19 protein-coding genes, 1 tRNA gene and 1 pseudogene are annotated in these 26,962 nt (G+C 59.8%); 14 read left to right on the forward strand and 7 right to left on the reverse strand.

The genetic code is table 11. The features are described from left to right. From ACIONG_RS25910 to ACIONG_RS25970, 13 genes are all read left to right on the forward strand, one after another. On the forward strand, positions 1–474 hold a 474-nt coding region (locus ACIONG_RS25910), incomplete at its 5' end, for a sigma-70 domain-containing protein (protein ID WP_401303532.1). Positions 475–600: 126 nt separating this feature from the next. Beyond that, positions 601–4,347: a bifunctional diguanylate cyclase/phosphodiesterase gene (locus ACIONG_RS25915; RefSeq protein WP_103304419.1), complete on the forward strand. Its 3,747-nt coding sequence runs from the start codon at positions 601–603 to the stop codon at positions 4,345–4,347. Positions 4,348–4,362: 15 nt separating this feature from the next. Then, a tRNA-Ile gene (locus ACIONG_RS25920) sits at positions 4,363–4,439 on the forward strand. A 131-nt stretch (positions 4,440–4,570) separates the two neighbouring features. Then, entirely contained in the window at positions 4,571–5,032 is a 462-nt protein-coding gene (locus ACIONG_RS25925) for an Lrp/AsnC family transcriptional regulator (protein WP_315446206.1), read from the forward strand. Positions 5,033–5,255: 223 nt separating this feature from the next. Then, entirely contained in the window at positions 5,256–6,938 is a 1,683-nt protein-coding gene (locus ACIONG_RS25930) for an FAD-dependent oxidoreductase (protein WP_315446205.1), read from the forward strand. 12 nt (positions 6,939–6,950) lie between these two features. Then, positions 6,951–7,745, forward strand: a complete 795-nt coding sequence (locus ACIONG_RS25935; RefSeq protein WP_315446204.1) for a carbon-nitrogen hydrolase family protein — start codon at positions 6,951–6,953, stop codon at positions 7,743–7,745. Positions 7,746–7,783: 38 nt separating this feature from the next. Next, entirely contained in the window at positions 7,784–10,201 is a 2,418-nt protein-coding gene (gene pqqF / locus ACIONG_RS25940) for a pyrroloquinoline quinone biosynthesis protein PqqF (protein ID WP_401303535.1), read from the forward strand. A gap of 156 nt (positions 10,202–10,357) precedes the next feature. Then, complete coding sequence (gene pqqA / locus ACIONG_RS25945; protein ID WP_003422658.1) at positions 10,358–10,432, forward strand: pyrroloquinoline quinone precursor peptide PqqA; 75 nt, start codon at positions 10,358–10,360, stop codon at positions 10,430–10,432. Positions 10,433–10,513: 81 nt separating this feature from the next. Beyond that, entirely contained in the window at positions 10,514–11,425 is a 912-nt protein-coding gene (gene pqqB / locus ACIONG_RS25950) for a pyrroloquinoline quinone biosynthesis protein PqqB (RefSeq protein ID WP_401303537.1), read from the forward strand. Positions 11,426–11,561: 136 nt separating this feature from the next. After that, on the forward strand, positions 11,562–12,314 hold the full coding sequence (gene pqqC / locus ACIONG_RS25955; protein WP_103304425.1) for a pyrroloquinoline-quinone synthase PqqC: 753 nt from the start codon (positions 11,562–11,564) through the stop codon (positions 12,312–12,314). After that, positions 12,311–12,586 carry a pyrroloquinoline quinone biosynthesis peptide chaperone PqqD gene (pqqD, locus tag ACIONG_RS25960; protein WP_315446202.1) on the forward strand — a complete coding sequence of 92 codons (276 nt, stop codon included), beginning with the start codon at positions 12,311–12,313 and terminating at the stop codon, positions 12,584–12,586. Before pqqC ends, pqqD begins: the two co-directional genes overlap by 4 nt. A gap of 7 nt (positions 12,587–12,593) precedes the next feature. Next, positions 12,594–13,730 (forward strand): pyrroloquinoline quinone biosynthesis protein PqqE, encoded by a 1,137-nt coding sequence (gene pqqE / locus ACIONG_RS25965; protein WP_401303549.1) that lies wholly within the window; start codon positions 12,594–12,596, stop codon positions 13,728–13,730. Continuing rightward, positions 13,696–15,495 (forward strand): S9 family peptidase, encoded by a 1,800-nt coding sequence (locus tag ACIONG_RS25970; RefSeq protein WP_401303539.1) that lies wholly within the window; start codon positions 13,696–13,698, stop codon positions 15,493–15,495. Before pqqE ends, ACIONG_RS25970 begins: the two co-directional genes overlap by 35 nt. Before the next feature lie 138 nt (positions 15,496–15,633). Here ACIONG_RS25970 and ACIONG_RS25975 read toward each other — a convergent pair whose 3' ends face one another. Together ACIONG_RS25975 and ACIONG_RS25980 are read right to left on the reverse strand one after the other, a co-directional pair. Then, positions 15,634–15,792, reverse strand: a complete 159-nt coding sequence (locus tag ACIONG_RS25975) for a YqaE/Pmp3 family membrane protein (protein WP_003228885.1) — start codon at positions 15,790–15,792, stop codon at positions 15,634–15,636. A gap of 198 nt (positions 15,793–15,990) precedes the next feature. Next, positions 15,991–17,274 carry an aspartate aminotransferase family protein gene (locus ACIONG_RS25980; RefSeq protein ID WP_401303541.1) on the reverse strand — a complete coding sequence of 428 codons (1,284 nt, stop codon included), beginning with the start codon at positions 17,272–17,274 and terminating at the stop codon, positions 15,991–15,993. Between the two features lie 169 nt (positions 17,275–17,443). Between ACIONG_RS25980 and ACIONG_RS25985 the strand changes: the two genes are divergently transcribed. Then, a complete protein-coding gene (locus tag ACIONG_RS25985; protein WP_103304430.1) occupies positions 17,444–18,358 on the forward strand; it encodes a LysR family transcriptional regulator in 915 nt (304 codons plus the stop codon). Positions 18,359–18,586: 228 nt separating this feature from the next. Here the strand turns inward: ACIONG_RS25985 and ACIONG_RS25990 are convergent, their stop codons facing one another. The 5 genes and pseudogenes from ACIONG_RS25990 to ACIONG_RS26010 form a co-directional block, all read right to left on the reverse strand. Further along, positions 18,587–20,365 carry an acyl-CoA dehydrogenase C-terminal domain-containing protein gene (locus ACIONG_RS25990; protein ID WP_103304431.1) on the reverse strand — a complete coding sequence of 593 codons (1,779 nt, stop codon included), beginning with the start codon at positions 20,363–20,365 and terminating at the stop codon, positions 18,587–18,589. Between the two features lie 260 nt (positions 20,366–20,625). Next, a complete protein-coding gene (locus tag ACIONG_RS25995; RefSeq protein ID WP_401303543.1) occupies positions 20,626–22,422 on the reverse strand; it encodes an acyl-CoA dehydrogenase C-terminal domain-containing protein in 1,797 nt (598 codons plus the stop codon). Between the two features lie 90 nt (positions 22,423–22,512). After that, entirely contained in the window at positions 22,513–23,802 is a 1,290-nt protein-coding gene (locus tag ACIONG_RS26000) for a GGDEF domain-containing protein (protein ID WP_401303545.1), read from the reverse strand. Positions 23,803–24,000: 198 nt separating this feature from the next. Then, on the reverse strand, positions 24,001–26,103 hold the full coding sequence (locus tag ACIONG_RS26005; protein WP_401303547.1) for a cytochrome-c peroxidase: 2,103 nt from the start codon (positions 26,101–26,103) through the stop codon (positions 24,001–24,003). A 272-nt stretch (positions 26,104–26,375) separates the two neighbouring features. Next, a pseudogene (locus ACIONG_RS26010) lies at positions 26,376–26,882 on the reverse strand (phenylacyl-CoA dehydrogenase); the annotation flags it as partial. Between the last annotated feature and the right edge of the window lie 80 nt (positions 26,883–26,962).

Raw genomic sequence — 26,962 nt, forward strand, 5'->3', positions numbered from 1 at the left:
ATCCAGACGATCAACAAGCTCAACCGCATTTCCCGGCAGATGTTGCAGGAAATGGGTCGCGAACCGACCCCGGACGAGCTGGGCGAACGCATGGAAATGCCTGAGGACAAGATCCGCAAGGTATTAAAGATCGCTAAAGAGCCGATCTCCATGGAAACCCCGATCGGTGATGACGAAGACTCCCATCTGGGTGACTTCATCGAAGACTCGACCATGCAGTCGCCAATCGTTGTCGCCACTGTTGAGAGCCTGAAAGAAGCGACTCGCGAAGTGCTGTCCGGCCTTACTGCCCGTGAAGCCAAAGTACTGCGCATGCGTTTCGGTATCGACATGAACACCGACCATACGCTCGAAGAAGTGGGCAAACAGTTTGACGTAACGCGTGAGCGGATCCGTCAGATCGAAGCCAAGGCGCTGCGCAAGCTGCGCCACCCGACGCGAAGCGAGCATCTGCGCTCCTTCCTCGACGAGTGATACCAGAACCCCCGGCCCAGGCCGGGGGTTTTGTTTATATGGCAGATTAAATTCCTCGCAACGCCCCTCCCCCGCATACCCCGTCTACACTCGAAACAATCATCCCCGAGCCATAACGAGAGCGTTATGCCCAGATTGGCGTCCGTGCTTTTTTTGCTGTCACTGATGATCTGGACCGCAACGGCTGACGCGCTGACTCTGACCGATGAAGAACGTAGCTGGCTGGCGGCTCATCCGGACTTGCGCCTGGGTGTAGATGCGTCGTGGCCGCCCTTCGAGTTTCGCGATGACCAGGCGCGTTATCAGGGGCTCGCGGCGGACTATATCGATGTGATTCGCCAACGCCTGGCGATCAAGCTCACCCCCATCGAGCCGGTGAGCTGGACGGTGGTGCTGGAACAGGTAAAAGCAGGCAAGATCGACCTGCTGCCGGGCATCATGTCCACTCCGGAACGCCAGACCTACCTGTCATTCACCCGTCCCTATCTAGACTTCCCGATCGTCATTCTGGCCCACGTCGGTGGCGCCCAACCGCGCAAACTCGAAGATCTGTACGGTTTGAAGATCGCCGTGGTGGAAAACTATGCACCCCACGAGTTGCTGCGCACCCATCACCCGGATCTGAACCTGGTGGCCATGCCTAACGTCAGTTCGGCGTTACAGGCATTGGCAACCGATGAAGTGGATGCCGTGGTGGGCGACCTCGCCTCCAGTGTCTGGAGTCTGCGTCAACTGAAACTCGACGGCTTGTATGTCAGCGGCGAAACCCCGTATCGCTACCAACTAGCAATGGGCGTGCCCCGGGACAACAAAGTGCTGGCGGGGATTCTGGACAAAGTCCTGGCTGACATGACCCCGGAAGAAATCAGCAGCATTCAAGAACATTGGGTGGGCAACGTTCTCGATCATCGGACATTCTGGTCTGATCTGCTGATTTACGGCCTGCCCGGCCTGTTGCTGCTGGTGATAATTCTGGCAGTGGTCATCCGCATCAACCGGCGCTTGAGTTCGGAAATTGCCCGACGTATCGACCTCGAACAGGAACTGCGCAGCAGCGAATATCACTATCGCGGTCTGGTAGAGAGCCTGTCCGCCATTGCCTGGGAAGCGCGGATGAGCGACTTCACCTACAGCTATGTCTCTCCGCATGCCGAAGATCTGCTCGGCTACCCACTGTCGCATTGGCTGATTCCGGGGTTCTGGCGCAACATCATCCATCCCGCCGACCTGACCCGCGCCCAAAGCTTCTGTGATCACGAAGTGTTGGCCGGACGCGATCACAGCCTCGATTACCGGGTGATCACCGCCGATGGTCGCTGCTTGTGGGTTCGCGACATCGTCAGCCTGATCGAGCACGGCCATGAACCGGTGATGCGCGGGTTGATGATCGACATCAGCGAAACCAAGCGCACCGAAGAAGCGTTGCGGCTGTCGGAGCAGAAATTCGCCTCGGTCTTTCAGCAATGCCCGGACATTCTGGTAATCGCACGGCTGTCCGACGGCTGCCTGCTGGAGGTCAACGAAGCCTTTGAGGAACAGATCGGACTGAAAGCAGAAGAGGTCATCGGTCAGACAGCCACCGAGCTGAACATCTGGGGCATTCCCGGCGTGGGCCCGGGCCTCTTGCAGCGTTTGCAGGCCGGCAGCATCCGCAACCTGGAGATGCCCTTTCGCCGCAACAACGGTCAGGTGTTTACCGGCCTGATCTCCGCCGAACCCTTCGACCTCGACACCACGCCAGCCTTGGTGGTGGTGGTGCGTGACATCACTCAGCTCAAGGAAACCCAACAGCAACTGCAAACCTCGGAAGAGAAGTTTGCCAAGGCCTTTCATGCCTCGCCGGACGGCCTGCTGCTATCGCGCCAGAGTGACGGATTGCTGCTGGAGGTCAACGAAGGTTTCAGCCGCATCACCGGGTTCAACAGCGCCATGTCGGTCGACCGCTCGGCGCTGGACCTGGGGATCTGGGTCAACCTCAACGAACGCAAACAGATGCTCGACCTGCTGCACCGTGACGGCTTCGTTCGCGATTTCAGCTGCCATATTCGCCGTAGCGACGGGCAGATCCGCCTCTGCGAAGTATCCGCCCGGCCGCTACCGATCGGCGAAGAAGACTGCATGCTGACCATCGCCCGCGACATCACCGAACGTCATCTGATGCAGGAAAAGCTGCAACAGGCCGCCACGGTATTCGAGAGCACTGCCGAAGGCGTATTGATCACCGATACCCAGCAGCACATCAGCGCCGTCAACCGTGCTTTCACCGAGATCACCGGCTACACGGAAAGCGAAGCCCTCGGCCACACCCCACGCCTGCTCGCCTCGGGCCTGCACGACAGCGCGTTTTATGCGGCGATGTGGCACCAATTGACCGACGAAGGTCACTGGCAAGGCGAGATATCCAACCGACGCAAGAACGGCGAGCTGTATCCGAGCTGGCTGACCATCAGCGCCGTGCGTAACCGCGACAAGTTCATCACGCATTTTGTCGCCGTGTTTGCTGACATCTCCAGCCTCAAGCACGCCCAGGCGAAACTCGATTATCAGGCTCACCATGACCCACTCACGGGCCTGCCGAACCGGACGCTGTTCGAAAGCCGCCTGTTGATGGCGCTGAACAGTCAGCAGGAAAATGGCGGTCAGGGTGCCGTGCTGTTTCTCGATCTTGATCGCTTCAAACACATCAACGACAGCCTCGGTCACCCGGTCGGCGACTTGCTGCTCAAAGGCATCGCGGTGCGCCTGAAAGAACAACTGCGCGACATCGACACCGTCGCCCGCCTGGGCGGTGATGAGTTCATCATCCTGTTGCCCGGCCTGCAGCAGGCCAGCGACGCCGATAACATCGCGCTGAAACTGCTCAATTGTTTCGGGGCCCCCTTCCAGGCCGGCGAGCATGAGTTTTTCATCAGTGCCAGCATCGGCACCAGCCTCTACCCACGCGACGGCTGCGACGTGGCCACGTTGGTGAAAAACGCCGACGCGGCGATGTATCGCTCCAAAGCCAAAGGCCGCAACCGGGTCGAGAGCTACACTCGCGACCTCACCGCGCAAGCCATCGAACGCGTGGCACTGGAGCACGAACTGCGTCGAGCCATCGAACGCGATGAATTGTTCCTCTACTACCAACCGAAAATCAGCCTCGACGATCACCGCCTGGTCGGCGCCGAAGCGCTGATCCGCTGGCGGCATCCGACTTTTGGCGAAGTGCCGCCAGAGCACTTCATTCCACTGGCCGAAGAGAACGGCATGATCCTGCAGATCGGTGATTGGGTGCTGGAGACCGCGTGCCGACAAATGTTCGAGTGGGGCCAGATCTACGACAGCCTTGGGCCGCTGTCCGTCAACCTCGCAGGTGCCCAACTGCGTCAACCGAACCTGCTCGGACGCATCGAGCAACTGCTCAAGGAAAACCGCTTGAGGCCCGATTTACTGCAACTGGAAATTACCGAGAATTTCATCATGAGTCAGGCCGAAGAGGCGCTGGCGGTGCTGCACCAACTCAAGCACCTCGGTGTGCAACTGGCAATCGACGACTTCGGCACAGGTTACTCCTCACTCAGTTACCTCAAGCGCCTGCCGCTGGACATCCTCAAAATCGACCAGTCTTTCGTCCGCGGACTGCCCGATGACCCCCACGACGCGGCGATTGTCCGCGCCATCATTGCACTGGGCCGGAGCATGCAATTCACCGTGATCGCCGAGGGTGTGGAAACCCGGGCGCAACAACAATTCCTCGCCGCCGAAGGCTGCGAACAGATCCAGGGCTACATCGTCAGCCTGCCGTTACCGCCGGAAGAATTCGCCGCAACATTTCTTCGTGTAACCGTATCGGATTATTCGGATAGCACAGCCGAGAAACCGTCGCTATAATCCGCGGCCTACTGAGGGCCTATAGCTCAGTTGGTTAGAGCAGAGGACTCATAATCCTTTGGTCCACGGTTCAAGTCCGTGTGGGCCCACCAAATTGAAAGCCGCGCATTGCGCGGCTTTTTCGTTTCTGCGTTTAGCCCCGACCAATAAGGGGCTTCCATATTTTGCGGGTTGAAGCTGTAACATGCTCGCCCAAAGATCCGCGTCCCATGGAGCCGCTCCCTTGCCAGACACCCGCCCGCCCGTACTTGATGAAATCGACCGTCAGTTGATCGCTGCCCTGCAGATCAACGCCCGCGAGAGCGTGGCCATGCTCGCTCGGCAATTGGGCATTGCGCGCACCACCGTGACTTCGCGGTTGGCGCGGCTGGAAAAGACCAAAGTCATCACCGGTTATGGCGTTCGCCTCGGCCAGCGTGTGGTCGATGGCGGGTTGCAGGCGTATGTCGGGATCAAGGTGCAGCCGCGTTCCGGCAAGGAAGTGTTGCGTCGCTTGAGTGCGATGGCGCAGGTGCAGCAATTGTGTGCGGTGAGTGGCGAATTTGATTATGTGGCGTGGTTGCGCACCGATTCGCCGGAGCAGCTGGATCAGTTGCTGGATCAGATAGGGAGTGTGGATGGGGTGGAGAAGACGACGACTTCGATCATTTTGAGTAGCAAGATTGATCGGGGGCAGCCGGTTTGAATATTTTCACCGAGATTTCTCTGTTGAATTTCAGGGCCTCATCGCGGGCAAGCCCGCTCCCACAATGATCGAAGTGAAGTCGAATATCGTCACTCTGTTCAATTAATTATCAAAACGACGACACTTTGCGTCTTATTAACGTGTTCTACGCTCCCTAAAATGGCTGGCATCTTTTCCTATACTCAGACGCGCATCCCGCGTCGGGTCGCCAGCAAGGTCAGCCATGAACAAGAACAATCGCCATCCTGCAGACGGTAAGAAACCAGTCACCATTTTCGGCCCGGACTTTCCGTTCGCTTTCGACGACTGGATCGAACACCCGGCTGGCCTCGGCAGCATTCCTGAACATAATCACGGCGCTGAAGTGGCGATTGTCGGCGCGGGCATTGCCGGTCTGGTGGCCGCTTACGAGTTGATGAAGCTTGGCCTGAAGCCGGTGGTTTACGAGGCTTCCAAGCTGGGTGGCCGTCTGCGTTCGCAAGCGTTCAATGGCACTGATGGCATCGTCGCCGAACTCGGTGGCATGCGTTTCCCGGTGTCTTCCACGGCGTTTTATCACTACGTCGACAAGCTCGGGCTGGAAACCAAACCTTTCCCGAACCCACTGACACCGGCCTCCGGCAGCACGGTGATCGATCTGGAAGGCAAAACCCATTACGCACAGAAACTGGCCGACCTTCCTGCACTGTTCCAGGAAGTGGCTGACGCCTGGGCGGATGCCTTGGAAGCAGGTTCGCAGTTCTCCGATATCCAGCAAGCCATCCGCGACCGCGATGTACCGCGCCTTAAAGAGTTGTGGAACACCTTGGTGCCACTGTGGGACGACCGCACGTTCTACGATTTCGTCGCCACCTCCGAAGCCTTTGCCAAGCTGTCTTTCCATCACCGCGAAGTGTTCGGTCAGGTCGGTTTTGGTACCGGCGGCTGGGACTCGGATTTCCCCAACTCGATGCTGGAAATCTTCCGTGTGGTGATGACCAACTGCGACGATCACCAGCACCTGGTGGTCGGCGGCGTCGAGCAAGTGCCACAAGGCATCTGGCGCCATGCACCGGAACGCTGCGTGCATTGGCCGCAAGGCACCAGCCTGAAGTCTCTGCACCGTGGCGCGCCGCGTTCCGGCGTGAAGAAAATCGCTCACGCACCGGATGGCCGTTTCGCCGTCACCGACAACAACGGCGACACCCGCGAATACGCCGCCGTGCTGACCACGTGCCAGAGCTGGCTGCTGACCACCCAGATCGAATGCGACGAAACTCTGTTCTCGCAGAAGATGTGGATGGCGCTCGATCGCACCCGCTATATGCAATCATCGAAGACTTTCGTGATGGTCGACCGGCCGTTCTGGAAGGACAAGGATCCGGAAACCGGCCGCGACCTCATGAGCATGACCCTCACCGACCGCCTGACTCGTGGCACTTATCTGTTCGACAACGGCGACGACAAGCCGGGCGTGATCTGCCTGTCGTACTCGTGGATGAGCGACGCGTTGAAGATGCTGCCGCACCCGGTGGAAAAACGCGTTGAACTGGCGCTGAATGCGTTGAAGAAGATTTACCCGAAAGTCGACATCGCCGCGCGGATCATCGGCGATCCGATCACCGTGTCGTGGGAAGCCGATCCGTACTTCCTCGGCGCGTTCAAGGGCGCCCTGCCTGGTCACTATCGCTATAACCAGCGCATGTATGCGCACTTCATGCAGGACGACATGCCGGCCGAGCAGCGCGGGATTTTCATCGCCGGCGACGACGTGTCGTGGACCCCGGCGTGGGTCGAAGGCGCGGTGCAGACTTCGCTCAACGCGGTGTGGGGGATCATGAAACATTTCGGCGGTTCTACACATAAAGAGAACCCGGGCCCGGGTGATGTGTTCAAAGACATCGGCCCTATCGCCCTGCCCGAGTAAGAGGAATCCCTGATGCGTGTAGCCCTTTACCAATGTCCGCCGCTGCCACTGGACCCCGCCGCCAACCTGCAACGCCTGCATCAACTGGCGATGGAGGCCAAGGGCGCCGACCTCTTGGTGCTGCCGGAGATGTTCATGACCGGCTACAACATTGGCGCCGAAGCGGTCAGCACATTGGCCGAGGTCTACAACGGTGAATGGGCGCAGCAAATTGGCCGGATCGCCAAGGCTGCTGGTCTGGCGATTCTTTACGGCTATCCCGAGCGCACTGCCGACGGGCAGATTTACAACGCCGTGCAGTTGATCGACGCGAACGGCGAGCGCCTGTGCAATTACCGCAAGACGCATCTGTTCGGGGATCTTGATCGTTCGATGTTCAGCCCCGGCGAAGGCGAGTTTCCGGTGGTTGAACTGAACGGCTGGAAGCTCGGGTTCCTGATCTGTTACGACCTGGAATTCCCGGAAAATGCCCGTCGTCTCGCCCTCGATGGCGCCGAGCTGATTCTGGTGCCAACGGCGAACATGATTCCGTTCGACTTCATCGCCGATGTATCGGTACGCGCCCGCGCCTTCGAAAACCAATGCTACGTGGCCTACGCGAACTACTGTGGCCATGAAGGCGACATCCACTATTGCGGGCAAAGCAGCATCGCCGCACCGGACGGCAGCCGTATCGCTCAGGCCGGTCTCGATGAAGCCCTGATCGTCGGTGAGCTGGATCGCCAGTTGATGGTCGACTCCCGCGCCGCCAATCGCTACCTCAGTGACCGTCGCCCTGAGCTATACGGCGCGCTGAACAAGCGCTAATCCGCTAGCATTGGCACTTCACTGTTCTGGAAGTGCCCATGCCTGCGCCGACTCACCCCCGCCCCCACATTGAAACCCTGGCCAATGGCTTGCGCGTGACCCTGCGTCATGTGCCCGGCTTGAAGCGCAGCGCCGCCGCGTTGCGCGTAGCTGCCGGTAGTCACGACGTGCCGCTGGCGTGGCCGGGGCTGGCGCATTTTCTTGAGCACTTGTTGTTTCTTGGCACCGACCTTTTTCCTGCAAGTGAAGGGTTGATGGCCTACGTGCAAAGTCATGGTGGTCAGGTAAATGCCAGCACTCGCGAGCGCACGACTGACTTTTTCTTTGAGTTGCCAACCCACTTGTTCAGCGGCGGGCTGGAGCGTCTGTCAGACATGCTCGCCCATCCGCGTATGAATCCGGACGATCAATTGCGCGAACGCGAAGTGCTGGACGCGGAGTTTGTCGCTTGGTCGCAGGATCCTGTGGCGCAGCAGGCGTTTGCGTTGTATGAGGGTTTACCTGCGAACCATCCGTTACGCGGTTTTCATGCGGGGAACCGCGACACACTGCAAGTCGAGCAGCCAGCGTTTCAGCAAGCACTGCAAGACTTCCATCAGCAGTTTTATCGCACCGGGCAAATGACCTTGAGCCTGGTCGGCCCGCAGAGCATTGAGGCATTGCGCGCCCTGGCGGAGCAATTCGCGGCGACGCTGCCGGTTGGGGATAACGTTGCCCAGGCAGCGACGGTGCCGCTGGCGGTGAAAAGTTATCAACAGGCCGGCGAGCGGCGTTGCCATCTACTGTTTGCCTTCGACTCGTTGCCTCTCTCATCTGTTGAAGCCTTGGGGTTTCTTTGCCATTGGTTGAACAACGCCAAACCTGGCGGCTTGCTCGCCCATCTGCAGCAACAAAACCTCGCAGATGACTTAAAAGCCGCACCGCTGTATCACTTTGCCGGACAAGCATTGCTGCACTTGCAATTCACTGCTCCACGGGAAGCCATGAGTGCGATTCGCGAACAACTGCTGGATTGGCTGAGCTTCTTTGCTGCGCAGCAGGACTGGGCAGCGTTGCGCGAGGAATACGCCAATCTGCTTGCTCGTCAGCAACAGATCAGCACCGCTCTGCAACTGGCGCGCCTCGACAGTGAACAGCTTGACGGCGAACTGTCCGAAAACGCTGTCGTTGCACTCAATCAGCTACTGCGCGAAATCGGCGTTGTGGATAACTTCAGCAGCCACTGGCATCTGCCGGCAGCCAACCCTTTCCTGCGCTCCAGCGAACCGCTGGCGAGCGCCGGTTTGATTCGCGGCCAGACCAGCGCCCACCGTGGCTTGCGCACGTTCGCCCAGGATCGTTCGCGCGGCCGGCGTGAGCGTTCACCGATGCAGTTCAGCCAGGCGCTGCCGGACACCAGTGATCAGGGCGCGATCTATCTGCGCTGGCAACTGCAAGCCGCCGCCAGTGCCGATCTGCAAGGCAAGCTACAACGCAGCCTGCGGGAAACCCAGGAAGACGCGCGTCAGGCCGGGGTCGAGTTGTCCTTCAGTGCCACCGGCACTCAATGGCTGCTGAAACTGACCGGCCTGCAAGAGCCGATGCCCGGTGTCCTGGAGCATGCGCTGAAAGTTCTGACACAGGTTGATGCCGATTCTCCGAGCGCAGCGCCAGAAGCGCCGTTGATAGCGATCCGCCAATTGCTCAAGGAGTTGCCGCAACGTTGCCTACCAGCGGTCGCCGAGTCGGACGACGCCAACCACCAGTGGACAACTTCGCGCTGGGACGGGCTGGCACTGGGCCTAAGCGCGCAGACTCAATCGGCGATGGGGCTGGCCCTGAGCCGCATCCCCGGCACACCGGACAATCAATTGCCGGCAACACCTGCGATCAATGCTCAACACCTGTGGAGCTACATCGAAACAGGCTCCAGTGAACACGCCCTGCTGCTGTTCTGTCCGACAGCCAGTCGCGAAATTGCCGACGAAGCGGCGTGGCGCCTGCTCGCACAGCTGTGCCAGACGCCGTTCTATCAGCGCCTGCGGGTCGAATTGCAGTTGGGTTATGCGGTATTCAGCGCCCTGCGGCAGATTCACGGCCAAAGCGGATTGCTGTTTGGCGTGCAGTCGCCGAACACTGCACCGGCTCAGTTGCTCGGTCATATCCAGCAGTTCCTCGACAGTGTTCCTGCGCTGATCGAAAACCTCGATGACCACGGTTTCAACCAACTACGTCAGTCACTCGCGGAGCAATTCGACGAGAGCAATCTGACCGGCAAAGACGCCGCCGAACTGCTCTGGCAGGCAAAACTTGCTGGCCACTCGTCGGATTACCTTACCCAATTGATCGCCGCGATCGGCCAACTGGATCGCCGGGCATTGCTGGCAGCCGCGCAACGATTAACTCGCGCCGAAGGCGCCTGGCTCTGCCTCGCCAGCGACTCGATGCCGGGCGCACCCTGGCAAGCAGCAAAATGATCGTTACCAACGCTGCAAGGAGCTTTCTCGAATATTCACGGGCATTCCCGGTGAAATTTTGAGTAACATAGCCGCCTAACTATTTGGAACATCCCTGCGCTGCCGTGGACTATAACTATGGACAGCGCTATCCCACCCACTAGAAGGAGACACCTTATGTCCTGGACAAAACCGGCTTACACCGACCTGCGTATCGGCTTCGAAGTCACCATGTACTTCGCCAGCCGCTGAGTTCTGCTTACGTAGAACTGCAGTGCAACGCCTCGGCTCGCCGGGGCGTTTTATTTTCAGCGTTGAAAGATTGGAGCGTTCATGTTCGTCCAGATTCTGGGTTCGGCCGCCGGTGGCGGATTTCCGCAGTGGAACTGCAACTGCGTCAATTGCGCAGGCTTTCGCGACGGCAGCCTGAATGCCAAGGCCCGCACCCAATCGTCCATCGCGATTTCCGATGACGGTGTGAACTGGGTGCTGTGCAACGCCTCGCCGGACATCCGCGCGCAACTGCAAAGCTTCGCCCCGATGCAACCGGGCCGAGCCCTGCGCGACACCGGCATCAGCGCGATCATCCTGATGGACAGCCAGATCGACCACACCACCGGCCTGCTCAGCCTGCGCGAAGGCTGCCCGCATCAGGTCTGGTGCACGGACATGGTTCACGAAGACCTGAGCACCGGTTTCCCCCTGTTCAAGATGCTCACCCACTGGAACGGCGGGTTGAACTGGAACCGCATCGAACTCGACCAGAGTTTCACCGTGGCGGCGTGCCCGAACCTGCGTTTCACGCCGCTGCCGTTGCGCAGCGCTGCACCGCCCTACTCGCCGCACCGTTTCGACCCGCATCCGGGCGACAACATCGGCCTGATCGTCGAAGACCTGCAGACCGGCGGCAAGCTGTTCTACGCACCGGGTCTGGGCAAGGTCGACGCGCCGTTGCTGGACATCATGGCTGGCAGTGATTGTCTGCTGGTGGATGGCACGATGTGGGATGACGATGAGATGCAACGCCGTGGCGTCGGCACCCGTACCGGTCGCGAGATGGGCCATCTGGCGCAGAACGGCCCTGGCGGCATGCTCGAAGTGCTGGAAAAGCTTCCCGAGCAGCGCAAGGTGCTTATCCACATCAACAACACCAATCCGATTCTCGATGAGGATTCGCCGGAGCGTGCGGAGCTGGCGCGGCGTAATGTTGAAGTGGCGTATGACGGCATGAGTATCGTGCTGTAACTGAGGGCCCCATCGCTGGCAAGCCAGCTCCCACATTGGATCTGTGGCACACACAAAACCTGTGGGAGCTGGCTTGCCAGCGATGACGTCCGAATAGACACCAGAGATTCCAACGGTTGTTCCCCGGAGAACCGCAATGACCGACCAACCAATGTCCCCCGCCGAATTCGAAGCGGCCCTGCGCGCCAAAGGCGCCTACTACCACATCCATCACCCGTATCACGTGGCGATGTATCAGGGCCGCGCCACCCGCGAACAAATTCAGGGCTGGGTCGCCAACCGCTTCTACTATCAGGTGAACATCCCCCTGAAAGACGCAGCCATTCTCGCCAATTGCCCGGATCGCGAGATCCGGCGCGAGTGGATTCAGCGCCTGCTTGACCACGACGGCGCCCCCGGTGAAGACGGCGGTATCGAAGCCTGGCTACGCCTCGGCCAGGCCGTTGGCCTCGATCCGGATCAACTGCGCTCTCAGGAGCTGGTGCTGCCCGGCGTGCGTTTCGCCGTCGATGCCTACGTCAACTTCGCCCGCCGCGCCAGTTGGCAAGAAGCGGCCAGCAGTTCGTTGACCGAACTGTTCGCGCCGCAGATCCACCAATCGCGCCTCGACAGCTGGCCGCAGCATTACCCGTGGATCGATCCCGCCGGGTATGAGTATTTCCGCACCCGCCTCGGTCAGGCGCGGCGCGATGTCGAGCACGGTCTGGCGATCACGCTTGAGCACTACAAGACGCGCGAAGGCCAGGAGCGCATGCTGGAAATTCTCCAGTTCAAACTGGACATTCTTTGGAGCATGCTCGATGCCATGAGCATGGCCTACGAACTGAACCGCCCGCCGTATCACAGCGTCACCGATCAACGGGTCTGGCACAAAGGAATCGCCTTATGAGTTTCGACCGCAGCAAGACCCCGATCTGGCGTCCCGGTTACCGCTTCCAGTACGAGCCAGCGCAGAAAGGCCATGTGCTGCTTTATCCGGAAGGCATGATCAAGCTCAATGAAAGCGCCGCGTTGATTGGCGGTTTGATCGACGGTGAACGGGACGTCGCGGCAATCATCGCCAAACTCGACGAACAGTTCCCCGGCGTGCCCGAGCTCGGTGACGACATCGAGCAATTCATGGAGGTTGCCCGTGCGCAGCACTGGATCGAACTTGCCTGAGTCATCGGTGCAAGTCCCGGCCAAACCGGAAATCGGCCTGCCGCTGTGGCTGCTCGCCGAGCTGACCTACCGCTGTCCGTTGCAATGTCCGTACTGCTCCAATCCACTGGATTTCGCCGAGCAGGGCAAAGAGCTGACAACCGAGCAGTGGATCAAGGTATTCCGCGAGGCGCGGGAGATGGGTGCGGCGCAACTGGGCTTTTCCGGCGGTGAGCCACTGGTGCGTCAGGACCTCGCCGAGCTGATTCATGAAGCGCGGCAGTTGGGCTTCTACACCAACCTGATCACTTCCGGCATCGGTCTGACCGAGCAGAAAATCAGCGACTTCAAAAAGGCCGGCCTCGATCACATTCAGATCAGTTTCCAGGCCAGCGATGAGCAAGTGAACAACCTGCTCGCCGGCTCGAAAAAGGCTTTCGCGCAGAAACTGGAGATGGCCCGTGCGGTGAAGGCCCACGGCTATCCGATGGTGCTGAACTTCGTCACGCATCGGCACAACATCGACAAGATCGACCGCATCATCGAACTGTGCATCGCGCTTGAGGCCGACTTCGTCGAACTCGCCACCTGCCAGTTTTACGGTTGGGCGCAGCTCAATCGGGTCGGCCTGTTGCCGACCAAGGAACAACTGGTGCGCGCCGAACGCATCACCAACGAATACCGGGCAAAACTGGAAGCCGAAGGGCATCCGTGCAAGCTGATTTTCGTCACCCCGGACTACTACGAAGAACGCCCGAAAGCCTGCATGAACGGCTGGGGCAGCATTTTTCTGACGGTCACGCCGGACGGCACCGCCCTACCCTGTCATGGCGCCCGACAGCTGCCGGTACAATTTCCCAACGTGCGCGATCACAGCATGCAGCACATCTGGTACGACTCGTTCGGCTTCAACCGCTTTCGCGGTTACGACTGGATGCCCGAGCCGTGCCGTTCGTGTGATGAGAAAGAAAAGGACTTCGGCGGCTGCCGCTGCCAGGCCTTCATGCTTACCGGTGATGCGAGCAATGCCGACCCGGTGTGCAGTAAATCCGCACATCACGGTGTGATCCTCAAGGCCCGCGAAGAAGCCGAGACCGCCACTCAAACCATTGAACAACTGGCCTTCCGCAATGAACGAAACTCGCGCCTCATCGCCAAGAGCTGAGCCTTTCAGCGCTTCGCAAGCCGTCGCCGCCGGCATGGATTTCGCCGAACTGCAACTCGGCGCCAACGGTTTGTTCTGGAATGAATATCGCCCCGAAGATGCGGCGTGCCGGATCTGGCATTGGCGTGACGGCACGGCAAAATGTCTGACGCCTACTGGTTTCAGCGTGCGTAGTCGGGTGTACGAATATGGCGGTGGCGCGTTTTGTCTGACGCCTGACGGTGTGGTTTTCGTCGCTGAGGCGGATCAGCAGTTGTATCGGCAGGCGCTGAATGGCGAGCCTGAGGCTCTGACATCGGGTGAGTGCCGTTACGGCGATCTGCATTTCGCCGATGGGCAGGTATTGGCGGTTGAAGAACAGCACGACACGCATCGGCTGGTGACGATTGATCTGGCGGATGGCAAACGTCATCTGCTGGCCGAAGGTGCGGATTTTTACGCCGCACCGACGATAAGTCCGGATGGCCAGCGCCTGGCGTGGATCGAGTGGAGTCGCCCGCATCAGCCGTGGACATCGACCCGCTTGATGGTGGCTGAAGGTGATTTTTCGGCGCCCCGTTGCGTGGCGGGCGAACGGCTTGAGGAATCCATTCAACAGCCGCGTTTCGATGCTGAAGGCCGTTTGTATTGCCTGACCGATCGTGGCGGATTCTGGCAACCGTGGGTTGAGACATCTGATGGCCTGCAGCTTTTGCCAAGTGCCGAGGCCGACCATGCACCGGCACCTTGGCAACTCGGAGGGTGCACCTGGTTACCGGTTGGCGAGTCCTACCTTGCCAGTTGGAGCGAGGGCGGTTTCGGTCGCCTCGCGCTGGATGGCGAAGACTTCACCGGCGACTACAGTCGCTTTCGTCATCTGGCGCTGGATCAGCATTTCATCTATTGCATCGCGGCCTCGCCGATCAGTCCTTCGGCAGTGATCGCCATTGATCGCGCATCCCGCGCAGTCAAAGTGCTGGCCGGCGGGGCTGCACCGTTGCCCGCCGAGCGCATCAGCCGCCCGCAAACTCTGCACTACCCCAGCGGTTCGGGGGAAGCTCACGGGTTCTTTTATCCCGCCATGAGCGGTGAGGCGAAACCGCCGCTGGTGGTGTTCATCCACGGCGGCCCGACGTCGGCCTGCTACCCGATGCTCGATCCACGCATACAATACTGGACGCAGCGCGGCTTCGCCGTCGCCGATCTCAACTATCGCGGCAGCAGTGGTTATGGCCGGGAATACCGGCAAGCCTTACACCTGAGTTGGGGTGAGGTAGACGTCGAGGACGCTTGCGCGGTGGTGGCGTATCTCGCCGAACGCGAGTTGATCGACGGCGATAACGCGTTCATTCGGGGCGGCAGTGCAGGCGGCTATACGACGTTGTGTGCCTTGGCGTTTCATCAGGTGTTTCGTGCCGGCGCCAGCCTTTATGGAGTCAGCGATCCGGTGGCCCTTGCCCGAGCCACGCATAAATTCGAAGGCGACTATCTGGACTGGCTGATCGGCGACCCCGAGCAGGACGTCGAACGCTATGCCGCCCGCACACCCCTACTGCACGCGAGCAACATTCGCGTGCCGGTGATTTTCTTTCAGGGTGAACTGGACGCTGTTGTTGTGCCGCAACAGACGCGGGACATGGTCTCGGCATTGGAACAGAACAACATCCCGGTCGAGGCGCATTACTACGCCGATGAACGCCACGGCTTCCGCCGCGCAGTGAATCAGGCGCATGCGTTGGAGCAGGAGTGGAAGTTCTATCGGCGGGTGATGGGTTTGGCGGATTGAAAATCCGCATCCGTGTCGCCCCAATCGCTTGCAAGCCAGCTCCCACAGGTTTTTTGGTGTACACATAATCTGTGTACGACCGACACCGCTGTGGGAGCTGGCTTGCCAGCGATAGCGATCTATCCGGCAGCGAAATACTCAGCGTTTGGCAATGATGTACACCGCATGCACGATCCCCGGGATGTACCCGCACAACGTCAGCAGAATGTTCAACCAGAACGCCCCGCCAAACCCGACCTGCAGAAACACACCCAGTGGTGGCAACAGAATAGCGATGATGATGCGAATGAAATCCATGGGGCAGCTCCTGTATGGGGGTTGGCTCACTTGAGCCATACAAGCTAATCGACCTGCGCCGTTCGTCAGGGTTCAGTGCAATCGCCATTTGTTCGCCAGTATCCATTGCCAAAAAAAACGCCCCACGCCAAAAGAATCAGGCGTGGGGCGTGCGTTATACCGCGAGACGGTTCTTCAATTCGGGTAGGACGGTTCAGTTCAGACGGCAATCCCTTTGCGGCATTGCAGTTGTGCGGTGCGCACTCGCGAGAACGCCCGGCCCAGGCGCAGGAGCATTTCGTCGACGTTGGTTTTGCTGACGGTCAGGGCCGGGGTGAAGCGCAGGCAGTTGGCTTGCGGAGCGTTGAGCAGCAGGCCTTCATGCAATGCAGCGTGGATGACGGCATCGGCGCAATCGTCTGACAGGGTCAGTCCATAGAACAGGCCTTGACCACGCAGCTCGCCGTGACCGTAACGGTGAGCCAGTCGGGCTAAACCTTCGCGCAGATGTTGGCCGTTTTCTTTGACCTGTTCGAGAAAGCTGCGGTCTTGCACGCTGTCGAGGACGACCAGACCGGCCGCGGTCATCAGCGCATTGCCGTGATGCGTACCGCCGAGTTCGCCCGCGTCGAAACAACATGCCTTGCCCCGCGCCAGCAGCGCCGCCAACGGCACGCCGCCGCCAAGGCCTTTGCCAAGCACAACGATATCGGCGCGCACGCCGTAGGATTGTTCGGCGAGCAAAGTGCCACAGCGACCGATGCCGGTCTGCACTTCGTCGAGAATCAGCAAAATGCCCAGCTCACGGCACAGACGTTCGACGCCTTTGAGGTAATGCTCGGTCGCGGGAATGACACCAGCGTCGCTCTGGATCGGCTCAAGCATGATCGCCACGGTCTGTGCATCGACCGCCGCGTGCAGCGCTGGCAAATCGTTGAACGGCACCAGATCGAAACCCGGCAGCAACGGCGCGAATCGATTGTGCAGGTTGCAACTGTCCGAGGCGGAAATCGTTGCCAGGCTGCGGCCATGACACCCCTGCTTGGCAACGATAATCCGCGAGGCGCCGCCGCGATGCAGCTGGCCCCACTTGCGTGCCAGTTTGATCGCGGCCTCGCAAGCCTCGCTGCCGCTGTTGAGCAGGTAAGCCTGATCACTGGAAGTGCTGGCGCACAGACGCTCGGCGAGGCTGAGCATGCCGCGATTGTGCAGATTGAAACCGGGGTTGATCAGCGCCTGGGCCTGGCTGGCGATCGCTTTGACCAGTGCCGAAGGGCTATGGCCGAGGCTGTTGGCACCGCCGGCCTGGGAGAAATCGAGGTAAGCGCGGTCATTGCTGTCCCACAGCCACGAGCCTTGGCCGCGAACGAACACCTGTTGTGGCCTTTCGACGCTGGGCATCAGCCGCTCAGCGCTGAGATTTTCGCTGATGCTTGAAGGGTTGGCCTCGAAAGTGAGGTCGTCAAGGCTCGGCGTCTGGCGCCGCAAACTGAACAGATTCATTGAACAAAACCTCGCTGGAGGTTTTTTGAACTGCCTATGTAAACACTCTTGAAGCTGACGCTGATCATCGCGCTTTCTGGCCCTGTAAGCCTCGTGAATGCGGTTAGACTAGGCTCACTGACGGCCTTGGGCCATTTCGATTTCTCAGCATTTTCGATAAGTGTTACTTATGGATTTTAAACAACTGCGTTATTTCGTCGCGGTCTACGAAGAAGGGCATGTCGGCAGAGCCGCCGAACGCCTGTCGATCTCGCAACCCGCGCTTTCCCAACAGATCCGTCAGCTCGAACAGAACCTCGACGTCACTCTCTTTGAACGCAGCAGCAAACGCCTGCTGCCGACGCTTGCCGCGCACACGCTGTACAACCACGCGCTGCCACTGCTCGACGGTTTGCAACGCGCGCGCGAGGCGTTGGGCAACTTCAAGGGCCAGGCACTGCGCACGCTGGCAATCGGTGTGTTGCAGACCGTGCACACCAGTCTGGTGCCGCAAATGCTAGAGCGCGTGCGCAAGGCACAACCGCATCTGGTGGTGCAGATCTACGAACTGACGGGGCTGGAAATCGAACGACGATTGCTCAACGGTTCATTGGACATCGGCATCAGCTACTTACCGCCCCGTCAGCCCGGGCTGCAGGGCGTGATGCTCTACGAAGATGAACTGACGCTGGTCATCCCGGCGGATCACCCGCTGCGTGAATTCAAGAAAGTCTCGATTCGCCAGGCCGCGGAATTGCCCATGCTGCTGTTGGGCGAGGAATTTCAGATCCGCCAGATCTGGCAGGCGCAACTGACCAGCCTCGGGCGTCGCCCGCAAGTGCAAGCCGAGTTGAACAATATGCTGGGGATTCTCGACAGTCTGCCGCACACCAAACTGGCGACGGTGCTGCCGGGGCGTTCGCAAAAGGAGTACGACGATCAAGATCTGCTGTGGAAACCGCTGAGCGAGCCACGGGTGCCGTTAAAGGTTGGCTTGGTCTGTCGTGACGTGCAGCGCCAACAAGCCTCTTTGGCGCTGTTGCGCACGTTGCTGGAGGAAGTGATGGAGCGTGAAGCAAAGCCGCCGCTCGATCCCTTGGCGTGACTTACTTTTCTGCAGGCAAAAGAAAACCCCGCCGAAGCGGGGCTTTGCAGACTGTTTCCCTGACATCCATTTCACTCCGCCACCCTGGCAGAATCCTACGTGTCCGTGTTGTTGCTTTGCGCTTCCTGCGCGACGTCCATGAAATGTAGATTAGCTCTGGATCCAATCCGCGCATATGGGAGAACAGCAGCACGTCACGTAAGAGAATGCTTACATGACGTTACATCGTCAGAATTGCGCTGCATCCAACAGGAACAGCGACTCGCTGCCGGCCTTCACCGACGCGCTCAGCGAGTGAATACGCGGCAACAGGCGGGCGAAGTAGAAGCGTGCAGTACCGAGCTTGCTGGCGTAGAAATCATCCTGCGCTTCTTTGCCCAACGACGCCTTGGCCATCAGTGCCCACATGTAGGCGTACGCCGTGTAACCGAACGCTTGCAGATATTCGACCGAGGCCGCGCCGATTTCGTTCGGGTTGTTTTTCGCCCGATCCAGCAGCCACGACGTCAACTCGTCGAGGGTGTCGACAGCGTCGTTCAATGGCTTGGTGAATTCGCCCAGGTCGGCACTGGCCGTCGCGGTGAAGTGGCGGATCTCGTCGGCGAACAGCTTGTAGAACGCGCCGCCGCTGCCGACGATCTTGCGCCCGACCAGGTCCAGCGCCTGAATGCCGTTGGTGCCTTCGTAGATCTGGGTGATGCGCACGTCACGCACCAGTTGTTCCTGGCCCCATTCCCGGATGTAGCCGTGGCCGCCGAAAATCTGTTGGCCATGCACCGTGGTTTCCAGACCCAGATCGGTCAGGAACGCCTTGGCTACCGGCGTCAGCAGGGCAACCAGATCTTCAGCACGCTTGCGAGTCGCCGCGTCTTCGCTGAACTTGGCGGTGTCGAGTTGCATTGCCACGTAGGTGGAGAACGCACGACCACCTTCGTTCGAGGCCTTCATGGTCAGCAGCATGCGACGCACGTCCGGATGGACGATGATCGGGTCGGCGACTTTGTCTTTGTTCTGCGCGCCAGTTGGCGAACGGCTTTGCAGACGGTCGCGGGCGTATTCGACGGCGTTCTGGTAGGAGCGCTCGCCAGTGGCGAGGCCCTGGATACCGACACCCAGACGCTCGTAGTTCATCATGGTGAACATCGCCGCCAAACCTTTGTTCGGCTCGCCGACCAGATAACCCACGGCTTCGTCGAAGTTCATCACGCAGGTAGCGGACGCCTGGATGCCCATCTTGTGTTCGATCGAACCGCAGTTGGCCGGGTTGCGCGCGCCGAGGCTGCCATCGGCATTGACCATGAACTTCGGTACCAGAAACAGCGAGATACCTTTCGGGCCCGCCGGAGCGTCCGGCAACTTGGCCAGCACCAGGTGAATGATGTTTTCGGTAAGGTCGTGTTCACCACCGGTGATGAAGATCTTGGTGCCGCTGACCTTGTAGGAACCGTCGGCCTGAGGCTCGGCCTTGGTGCGGATGATGCCCAGGTCAGTGCCGGCGTGCGGCTCGGTCAGGCACATGGAACCGGCCCAGATGCCGGCATACATGTTCGGCAGATACGCGGCTTTCAGTTCTTCGCTGGCGTGGGCGTTGATCGACAGGCAAGCGCCGGCAGTCAACATCGGATACAGACCGAAGGACAGGCTGGCGGAGTTGACCATTTCTTCGACCTGGGCCGAAACGGCTTTGGGCATGCCCATGCCGCCGTAGGCCGGATCGCCACCGACGCCAACCCAGCCACCTTCGGCATAAGTCTGATAAGCCTGTGGGAAACCGGCCGGCGTGGTGACCGCGCCGTCCGCCCAGTGGCAACCTTCTTCGTCAGCGGCACGGCTCAGTGGCGCGATGCTTTTGCTGGTGACCTTGCCGGCCTCTTCGAGAATCGCTTCAACGGTCTCGGCGTCGACAGTCTCGGCCAGCGCCGGCAACTCGGCCCAGAGTTTGGCGACTTCGAATACTTCATTGAGGACGAAGCGCATATCGCGCAGCGGCGCTTTGTAGTCAGCCATGGCAAACCTCGCAAAATCTGAACAGGTGATTCGTGGAAGGGTGTTTTCGTTAGGCCGGAGTGTACCCCAACAACTTTTGCGACACATAGGGTCAACCGGTGACTGATTTGTTATTTTTAGTCACCAGCCTGAAACGATAATCAAAGGATGTAGAGAAACCTGTGGCGAGGGAGCTTGCTCCCGCTTGAGTGCGCAGCGCTCACTATCAGCGGCTGCTACGCACCCGAGCGGGAGCACGCTCCCTCGCCACAGAAAGCGGGTCAGAGTGCAAACAGTTCGGCAGGCAATTTCATCAAACACTCACTCCCCGCCTCGATCGCCGCCCGATGTGCAGCCGTACGCGGTAACAAACGCTTGAAGTAGAACTCGCACGTCGCCAATTTGCCTCGCAGATAATCCGCCTCACCCTCCCCCACATCCAATTGCGCCTGCGCCACCAGCGCCATGCGCAACCACAGATAGCCGAGGATGATGTAGCCGCTGTACATCAGATAATCCACCGACGCCGCGCCGACTTCGTCCGGGTTCTTCATCGCTGCCATGCCGACCCTCAGGGTCAGGTCGCCCCATTGCTGGTTCAGCTCATTGAGCTGCGCGACGAAACTGCCCAATTGCGCATGCTCGGCGTTGGCCGCGCAGAACTTGTGGACGATTTTGGTGAAACCACGCAGCAATTTGCCCTGACTGCCGAGCACTTTGCGCCCGAGCAGGTCGAGCGCCTGAATGCCATTGGTGCCCTCATAAATCGGTGCGATCCGACAATCGCGAACCAGTTGTTCCATGCCCCACTCGCGAATGAAGCCGTGGCCGCCAAACACCTGCATGCCGTGGTTAGTCACTTCCAGGCCGGTGTCGGTCATGAACGCTTTACAGATCGGCGTGAGGAAGGCCAACAGGTCTTCGGCCTCCTGACGCGCTTCGGCGTCGCTGCTCAGGTGCGCGACATCGAGCATCTGCGCGGTGAAGTACGTCAGCGCGCGGTTGCCTTCGTTGAAGGCTTTCATGGTCAGCAACATGCGCCGCACGTCCGGGTGAACGATGATCGGATCGGCCGGTTTATCCGGGGCTTTGACACCGGTCAGGGCACGCATCTGCAAGCGCTCATTGGCGTATTTGATTGCGCCCTGGAAGCTCGCCTCGCCCAGACACAAGCCCTGCATGCCGGTGCCGAGCCGTGCGTGGTTCATCATGGTGAACATGCAGTTGAGGCCCTTGTTCGGCTCGCCGATCAGAAAACCCTTGGCACCGTCGAAGTTCAGCACGCACGTGGCCGAGGCCTTGATGCCCATTTTGTGTTCGATCGAACCGCAGGAAACGCCGTTGCGCGTCCCTGCTTCACCCGCTGCATCGGGCAGAAATTTCGGCACGATAAACAGCGAAATCCCTTTGGTCCCGGCGGGTGCGTCGGGCAATTTGGCCAACACCAGATGGATGATGTTGTCGCTCATGTCGTGTTCACCGGCGGAGATGAAAATCTTGCTGCCGGTGACCGCATAGCTGCCGTCAGCCTGAGGCGCGGCGCGGGTCTTGATGATGCCCAGATCGGTGCCGCAATGGGCTTCGGTCAGGCACATGGTGCCGGTCCATTGGCCGGCGGTGAGTTTGCTCAGATAGGTGTCTTTCTGCTCGGCGGTACCGTGGGCATGGATCGCCGACATCGCGCCGTGGGTCAGCCCCGGGTACATGCCCCAGGAAGTGTTGCTGGAACCGACCATCTCGCTGATCACCAGCCCCAGCGAACTCGGCAAGCCCTGGCCGCCGTAGATCGGATCTGCCGCCAGACCGTGCCAGCCGCCCTCGACATATTGTGCGAAGGCTTGCTTGAAGCCTGTAGGCGTTGTCACCACGCCGTTGTCGAAATGGCAGCCCTCTTCGTCACCGCTGCGATTGAGCGGCGCGAGAACGTTCTCACAGAACTTCGCGCCCTCTTCGAGGATCGCGTTGATCATGTCCGGGCTGGCGTCATGGGCGCCGAGGGCGGCGTAATTGGCGTGGAAGTCGAAGACGTGGTCGATCAGAAAGCGCATGTCGCGCAGGGGAGCTTTGTACTCAGGCATGGTGGCTTCTCCGTCAGCAGGTTGCTTGAACCTACTGCCGGCCACCACACCCGACAATCACTGTGCAGACGCTGAATGCGCCGTCATCACTCAACCCGCAGCGCTGTCCATGCGCACCGCGCCGCGACGGTTTTGCCCGTACGCCATCACGCAGTTGCGCCCCGCGCCTTTAGCGGCGTAGAGCGCCTCGTCGGCGGATTTCAGCACTTGTTCCGGGTTGCGCTGCTCCACGCGTTCGGCGACGCCGATGCTCACCGTGACCGAAACGCTGGAGGCGCCGGAGCCGGCACGGCGCTGACGACCTTGCAGGTCATCCTGCGGGCGGTTTTCCTGATTGCGCAGTTGAATGTTGTAGGACGCAATCGACTCACGGATCACTTCCAGGTGCGGCATACACTCTTCAAGGGTTTTGCCCGCGAACACCAAGGCGAATTCCTCACCGCCATAGCGATACGCCCTACCGCCACCGCTGATTTTCGACAGTTTGCTCGCCACCAGACGCAATACCTGGTCACCGACGTCGTGACCGTGGGTGTCGTTGAATTTCTTGAAGTGGTCAACGTCGCTCATCGCCAGCACATAATTGCGCCCCAAGCGCTGCATGCGTTCGTTGAGTGCGCGACGCCCCGGCAGACCGGTGAGTTCGTCGCGGAAGGCCATTTGATAAGCCTCGTGCGCCACGGCGGCGGCGATCATCAACATAACCTGGCTGCACATGATGTTCAGAGTGAACGGCAGGATGAAGGTTTTCGGCAGCATCCAGAACACCCCGAGCAACCCGACCAATTGCGCCGCGTGCAGCGGACGCGGATGGCGCCAGTATTGCCAGGCCAGCAGCAGGAACGCCGAGATGAACACCGGATAGGACAGCTGGATCAGACTCATCCACGCGCCGTGCAGCGCTGGCCAGCGAATCTCCGAAAGCCACATCAGCAGCGCCTGTGGGTAACTTTGCTCAAGCCCCAGCGCGACACTGCCGAAGGCAAGCAGCACGGCGAACCGCGCGACCATGTCCTGAAACAGGTGCGTGCGTTCCTGCCACGCGGCGAACAGGCCAAACAGCAGCGGCAGCAGCAGGCAGACCAGATGAAAAACCACGGCGGCGTCTTCGCGCACCTTGCCGTTGTCGCGGTAATAATCGGTCTGGGTGTCGAGCAAAAAGTAGGCGATGTACACCGTGAGCATCAGAAACAGTTCGCGCTGACGTCGGTAAACCGCACAGTAAGCACCACCCAACAGCAGCACCAGTGTCGGCAGTACGTTAAACAGAGACGTGAAGAACACGTTGAGGTCTTTGACGTACGCAGCCGCCAACCCCGCGAGCAATAACAGCAGTGAAGGTAGGAAATGGCTGAAACGTACAGCGGAAGAACGCGGCAAGGGTAAAGCTCCGACCCGTCATATCAAAGAGATGGCATTGTGCCTGCAATGTGGCCAGTTAAGCACACACAATGTGATCCAGATCACATGCAGTCTCTTTAACGGCAGAAAACCTGAGTTTCTGAGCGAATCAGTAAGTTTTTTACCCTGATTGACGTGCTGGCCATCATTGCTGATGGCCAGCCATGCAATTGGCCTTCAAAGATCGTTGTAGAACGGCAGCAACGGGCCTTCTTCCGGACGTCGACCTTCCGCGCCATACGGCTTGAGATTGAGTAACGCGTCCGTCGCCTGGCGGGTGGTGACCTTCGGACTCGCCGGACGTTGGGTCACGGCGTTTTCATCGCCGACGTGGCCCTGCGCGATCACCAGCGACGGGTGATCGAACGGCGCCCGTTCCCACGCTACACGCGGGTCGGTCAGGCCGACTTCCATGAATTTCACCAGTGCATCGATCTCGTCCGGAGTCAGGTTGAGGCTGGTCATGTCCGGATCGAGGTTGGAGGTGTTGTGCTGGTTCGCCGACGGATGCTCGAAACCGCTGGTGTTGTTCGAGTCCTCACCACGGCGGTCACCACCACGGTTGTAAAACTCCATGACTTGCTTGAGCGTCGCGCGGCTGCCGTTGTGGAAATACGGGCCGGTCAATGCAATGTTGCGCAAGGTCGGGGTCTTGAAGGCGCCGTCAACCGAATCGCGGAACCCGACGTTGGGCTTGAGCGTGGCATCGCACGGGATGGCAGCGCTGAGCGGCGCTTCAAAAGTGCAAACGTCGACATCCAGCGGATCAGGAATGTTGCCGCCCTGCAGCACCTTGTTGTATTGACGGCTGAATGACCATGGATTGCCCCAGGCATCGACGCCACCCAGGGCCAGATCTTCAGAGGTCGGCCGCACGCCGGTGTTGTAGAAACCGTTGTCATAAAGAGTCGTCAGATTGTCGGCCATGACCATCCGTTCGATGCGCTCACGCGGATGCATCAGTAGACGACTGGCGGCGTTGGTCAGTTCTGGCCCACCGTGGCAGTTGACGCATTTGCCCTTGCCAAGAAACAGGTTCATGCCTTCGACCTGCTGCGCGTTCATCGCGGTTGAGTCGCCTTGCAGGTACGCATCGATCGGTGCCTGATCAGAGATCAACGTCGATTCGTACAGCTGAATCGCCAAGCCGAAGAACAGCGGGAAGTTGGCTTCCATCTGTGTGTAAGGCGCGCCGCCCACCAGCACATTTTGCGTGGCGTTCCACAGGCGTGGCTGGAAGGCGTTCTTGATCAATTCGCGATAGGTCGGGCGCCGCGCGCCGGACACCGAAGCGAGTACGGAGTCGCTGGAGGAAATCCGCTGCTGTTTAAGCATCAACTGATCGAGCATGCGCCGGCCAATGTCGGCGAAGGTGCGGCCGCCGCAGGACATTTCTACCGCACTGCCGGGCGGCCCCACTGCTTGCGAGGCGGCGGAGGCATCGTTGAGCGCCAGTCTGACTTTCGTCGCAACAGTGCTGCGCTCGCTGGTCACGTAAATCCCGGCGTCCGGATCACGATTGCCAAATGGCGAGAAACCGTTGAACACGTTGTTGGCCCGGCCGTCCCAGAAGTTGCGCACGTTGAACGCAGCGTTGATCACCGACGGCGCATTACGCCCGGTACTGCGGCGCACGTTGATGCCGCCGACCTGAAAGATACCGTCCGGCTGCTGGGTGCATTTGTCGAAGCGCGGTTGATTGGGTTTGACGAAATTGGCGTCGAACACACCTTGTGAGCCGACCACGTCGTCGGTCGAATAAACGATCGGTGAGTTGCGCTCCAGCGGATTGCTCAGCACATGGGTCGGGAAGTCGGTTTTTTTCAGCGTGTAGTTCGGCCCGCCCTTGCCGCCGGACAGGGTCGCGTAGGACGCCACGTCACCGGGAATGTCGGACGCCACAAACGGTTTATTGAAGATCGACGCGACGTTGGCGTTGGTGTGCGCCTGGCCGGGATTGAGCTGGTTGGTGATGCGGTGATCGACACCAGCGTGGTAATGGCAGGATGCACACGCGGTGGCGCCATCACTGCCGACTTCCATGTCCCAGAACAGCGCTTTGCCAAGCAGGATCGCGGCGGAGCGGTTGAGTACATAGTCGGTCATCAGGTCAACCTTGCGCCCGCCTTCGGTTCCGGAGGGATCGGGCGGCACCATGCCACGCAATGATTGCAGGCTGGGGACTTCGGGTACCGGCGGATCCACTTCTGCGGGTGTCGCGGCCATAGCGCCGCAGGCAGTGAGTGCGAGGGTTAACCAGGCAAGTCGACAGATGTTCATGTGCTTCACCCTGACGGTTGTTGTCGTGAGTTCGCCGGGCGAGAGGCGTCGTGAAACAGCACAGGATTTCTCATGGGCGCCGGTTAATCAGCGCAGTGCAATTAATTGGCCACCCCCCAAAGAAACATTTTGAATCAATAAATCCGTGGGCCAGACACTGGCGGCTACCGTTTCTGCTGGGGAATCACCCCCAGTGTTGGGGACAGACTCCAGCACAAAAAAAACCGCTGCTCCCGAAGGAGCAGCGGTTTTTCAAAAGACCGCGTTAAGGCTTAGTAGCCCAGTGCGAAGTCTTCTTCTTTCATGTCCATCAGATTATTGGCGCCCGACAGCATGGTGGCCACGTGAGTACGGGTACGTGGCAGGATGCGCTGGAAGTAGAAGCGCGCGGTTTGCAGTTTGGCGGTGTAGAACGCTGCGTCGCCAGTGCCTTCTGCCAGTTTTTCGGCAGCCAGACGTGCCATGTCGGCCCAGAAGTAAGCCAGGCAGGCATAACCGGAGTACATCAGGTAGTCCACGGAGGCCGCGCCGACTTCTTCGCGATCTTTCATGGCGGCCATACCGACCTTCATGGTCAGCTCGCCCCACTCCTTGTTGATTGCCGCCAGCGGTGCGACGAACTCTTTGACGGCTTCGTTGCCTTCGTTGTTCTGGCAGAACTTGTGGACGATCTTGGTGAAGCCTTTCAGAGCCTCGCCTTGGGTCATCAGCACTTTACGGCCCAGCAAGTCGAGTGCCTGGATGCCGGTGGTGCCTTCGTACAGCATCGAAATGCGGCTGTGGGGGGGGGGGGGGGGGGGGGGGGGCCCCCCCCCGCGCGCCCGCGGGGGGGGGGGGGGGGGCGGGGGGGCGGCCCCCC

Source organism: Pseudomonas sp. NPDC087817, from assembly GCF_044742875.1.
Lineage (GTDB): Bacteria > Pseudomonadota > Gammaproteobacteria > Pseudomonadales > Pseudomonadaceae > Aquipseudomonas.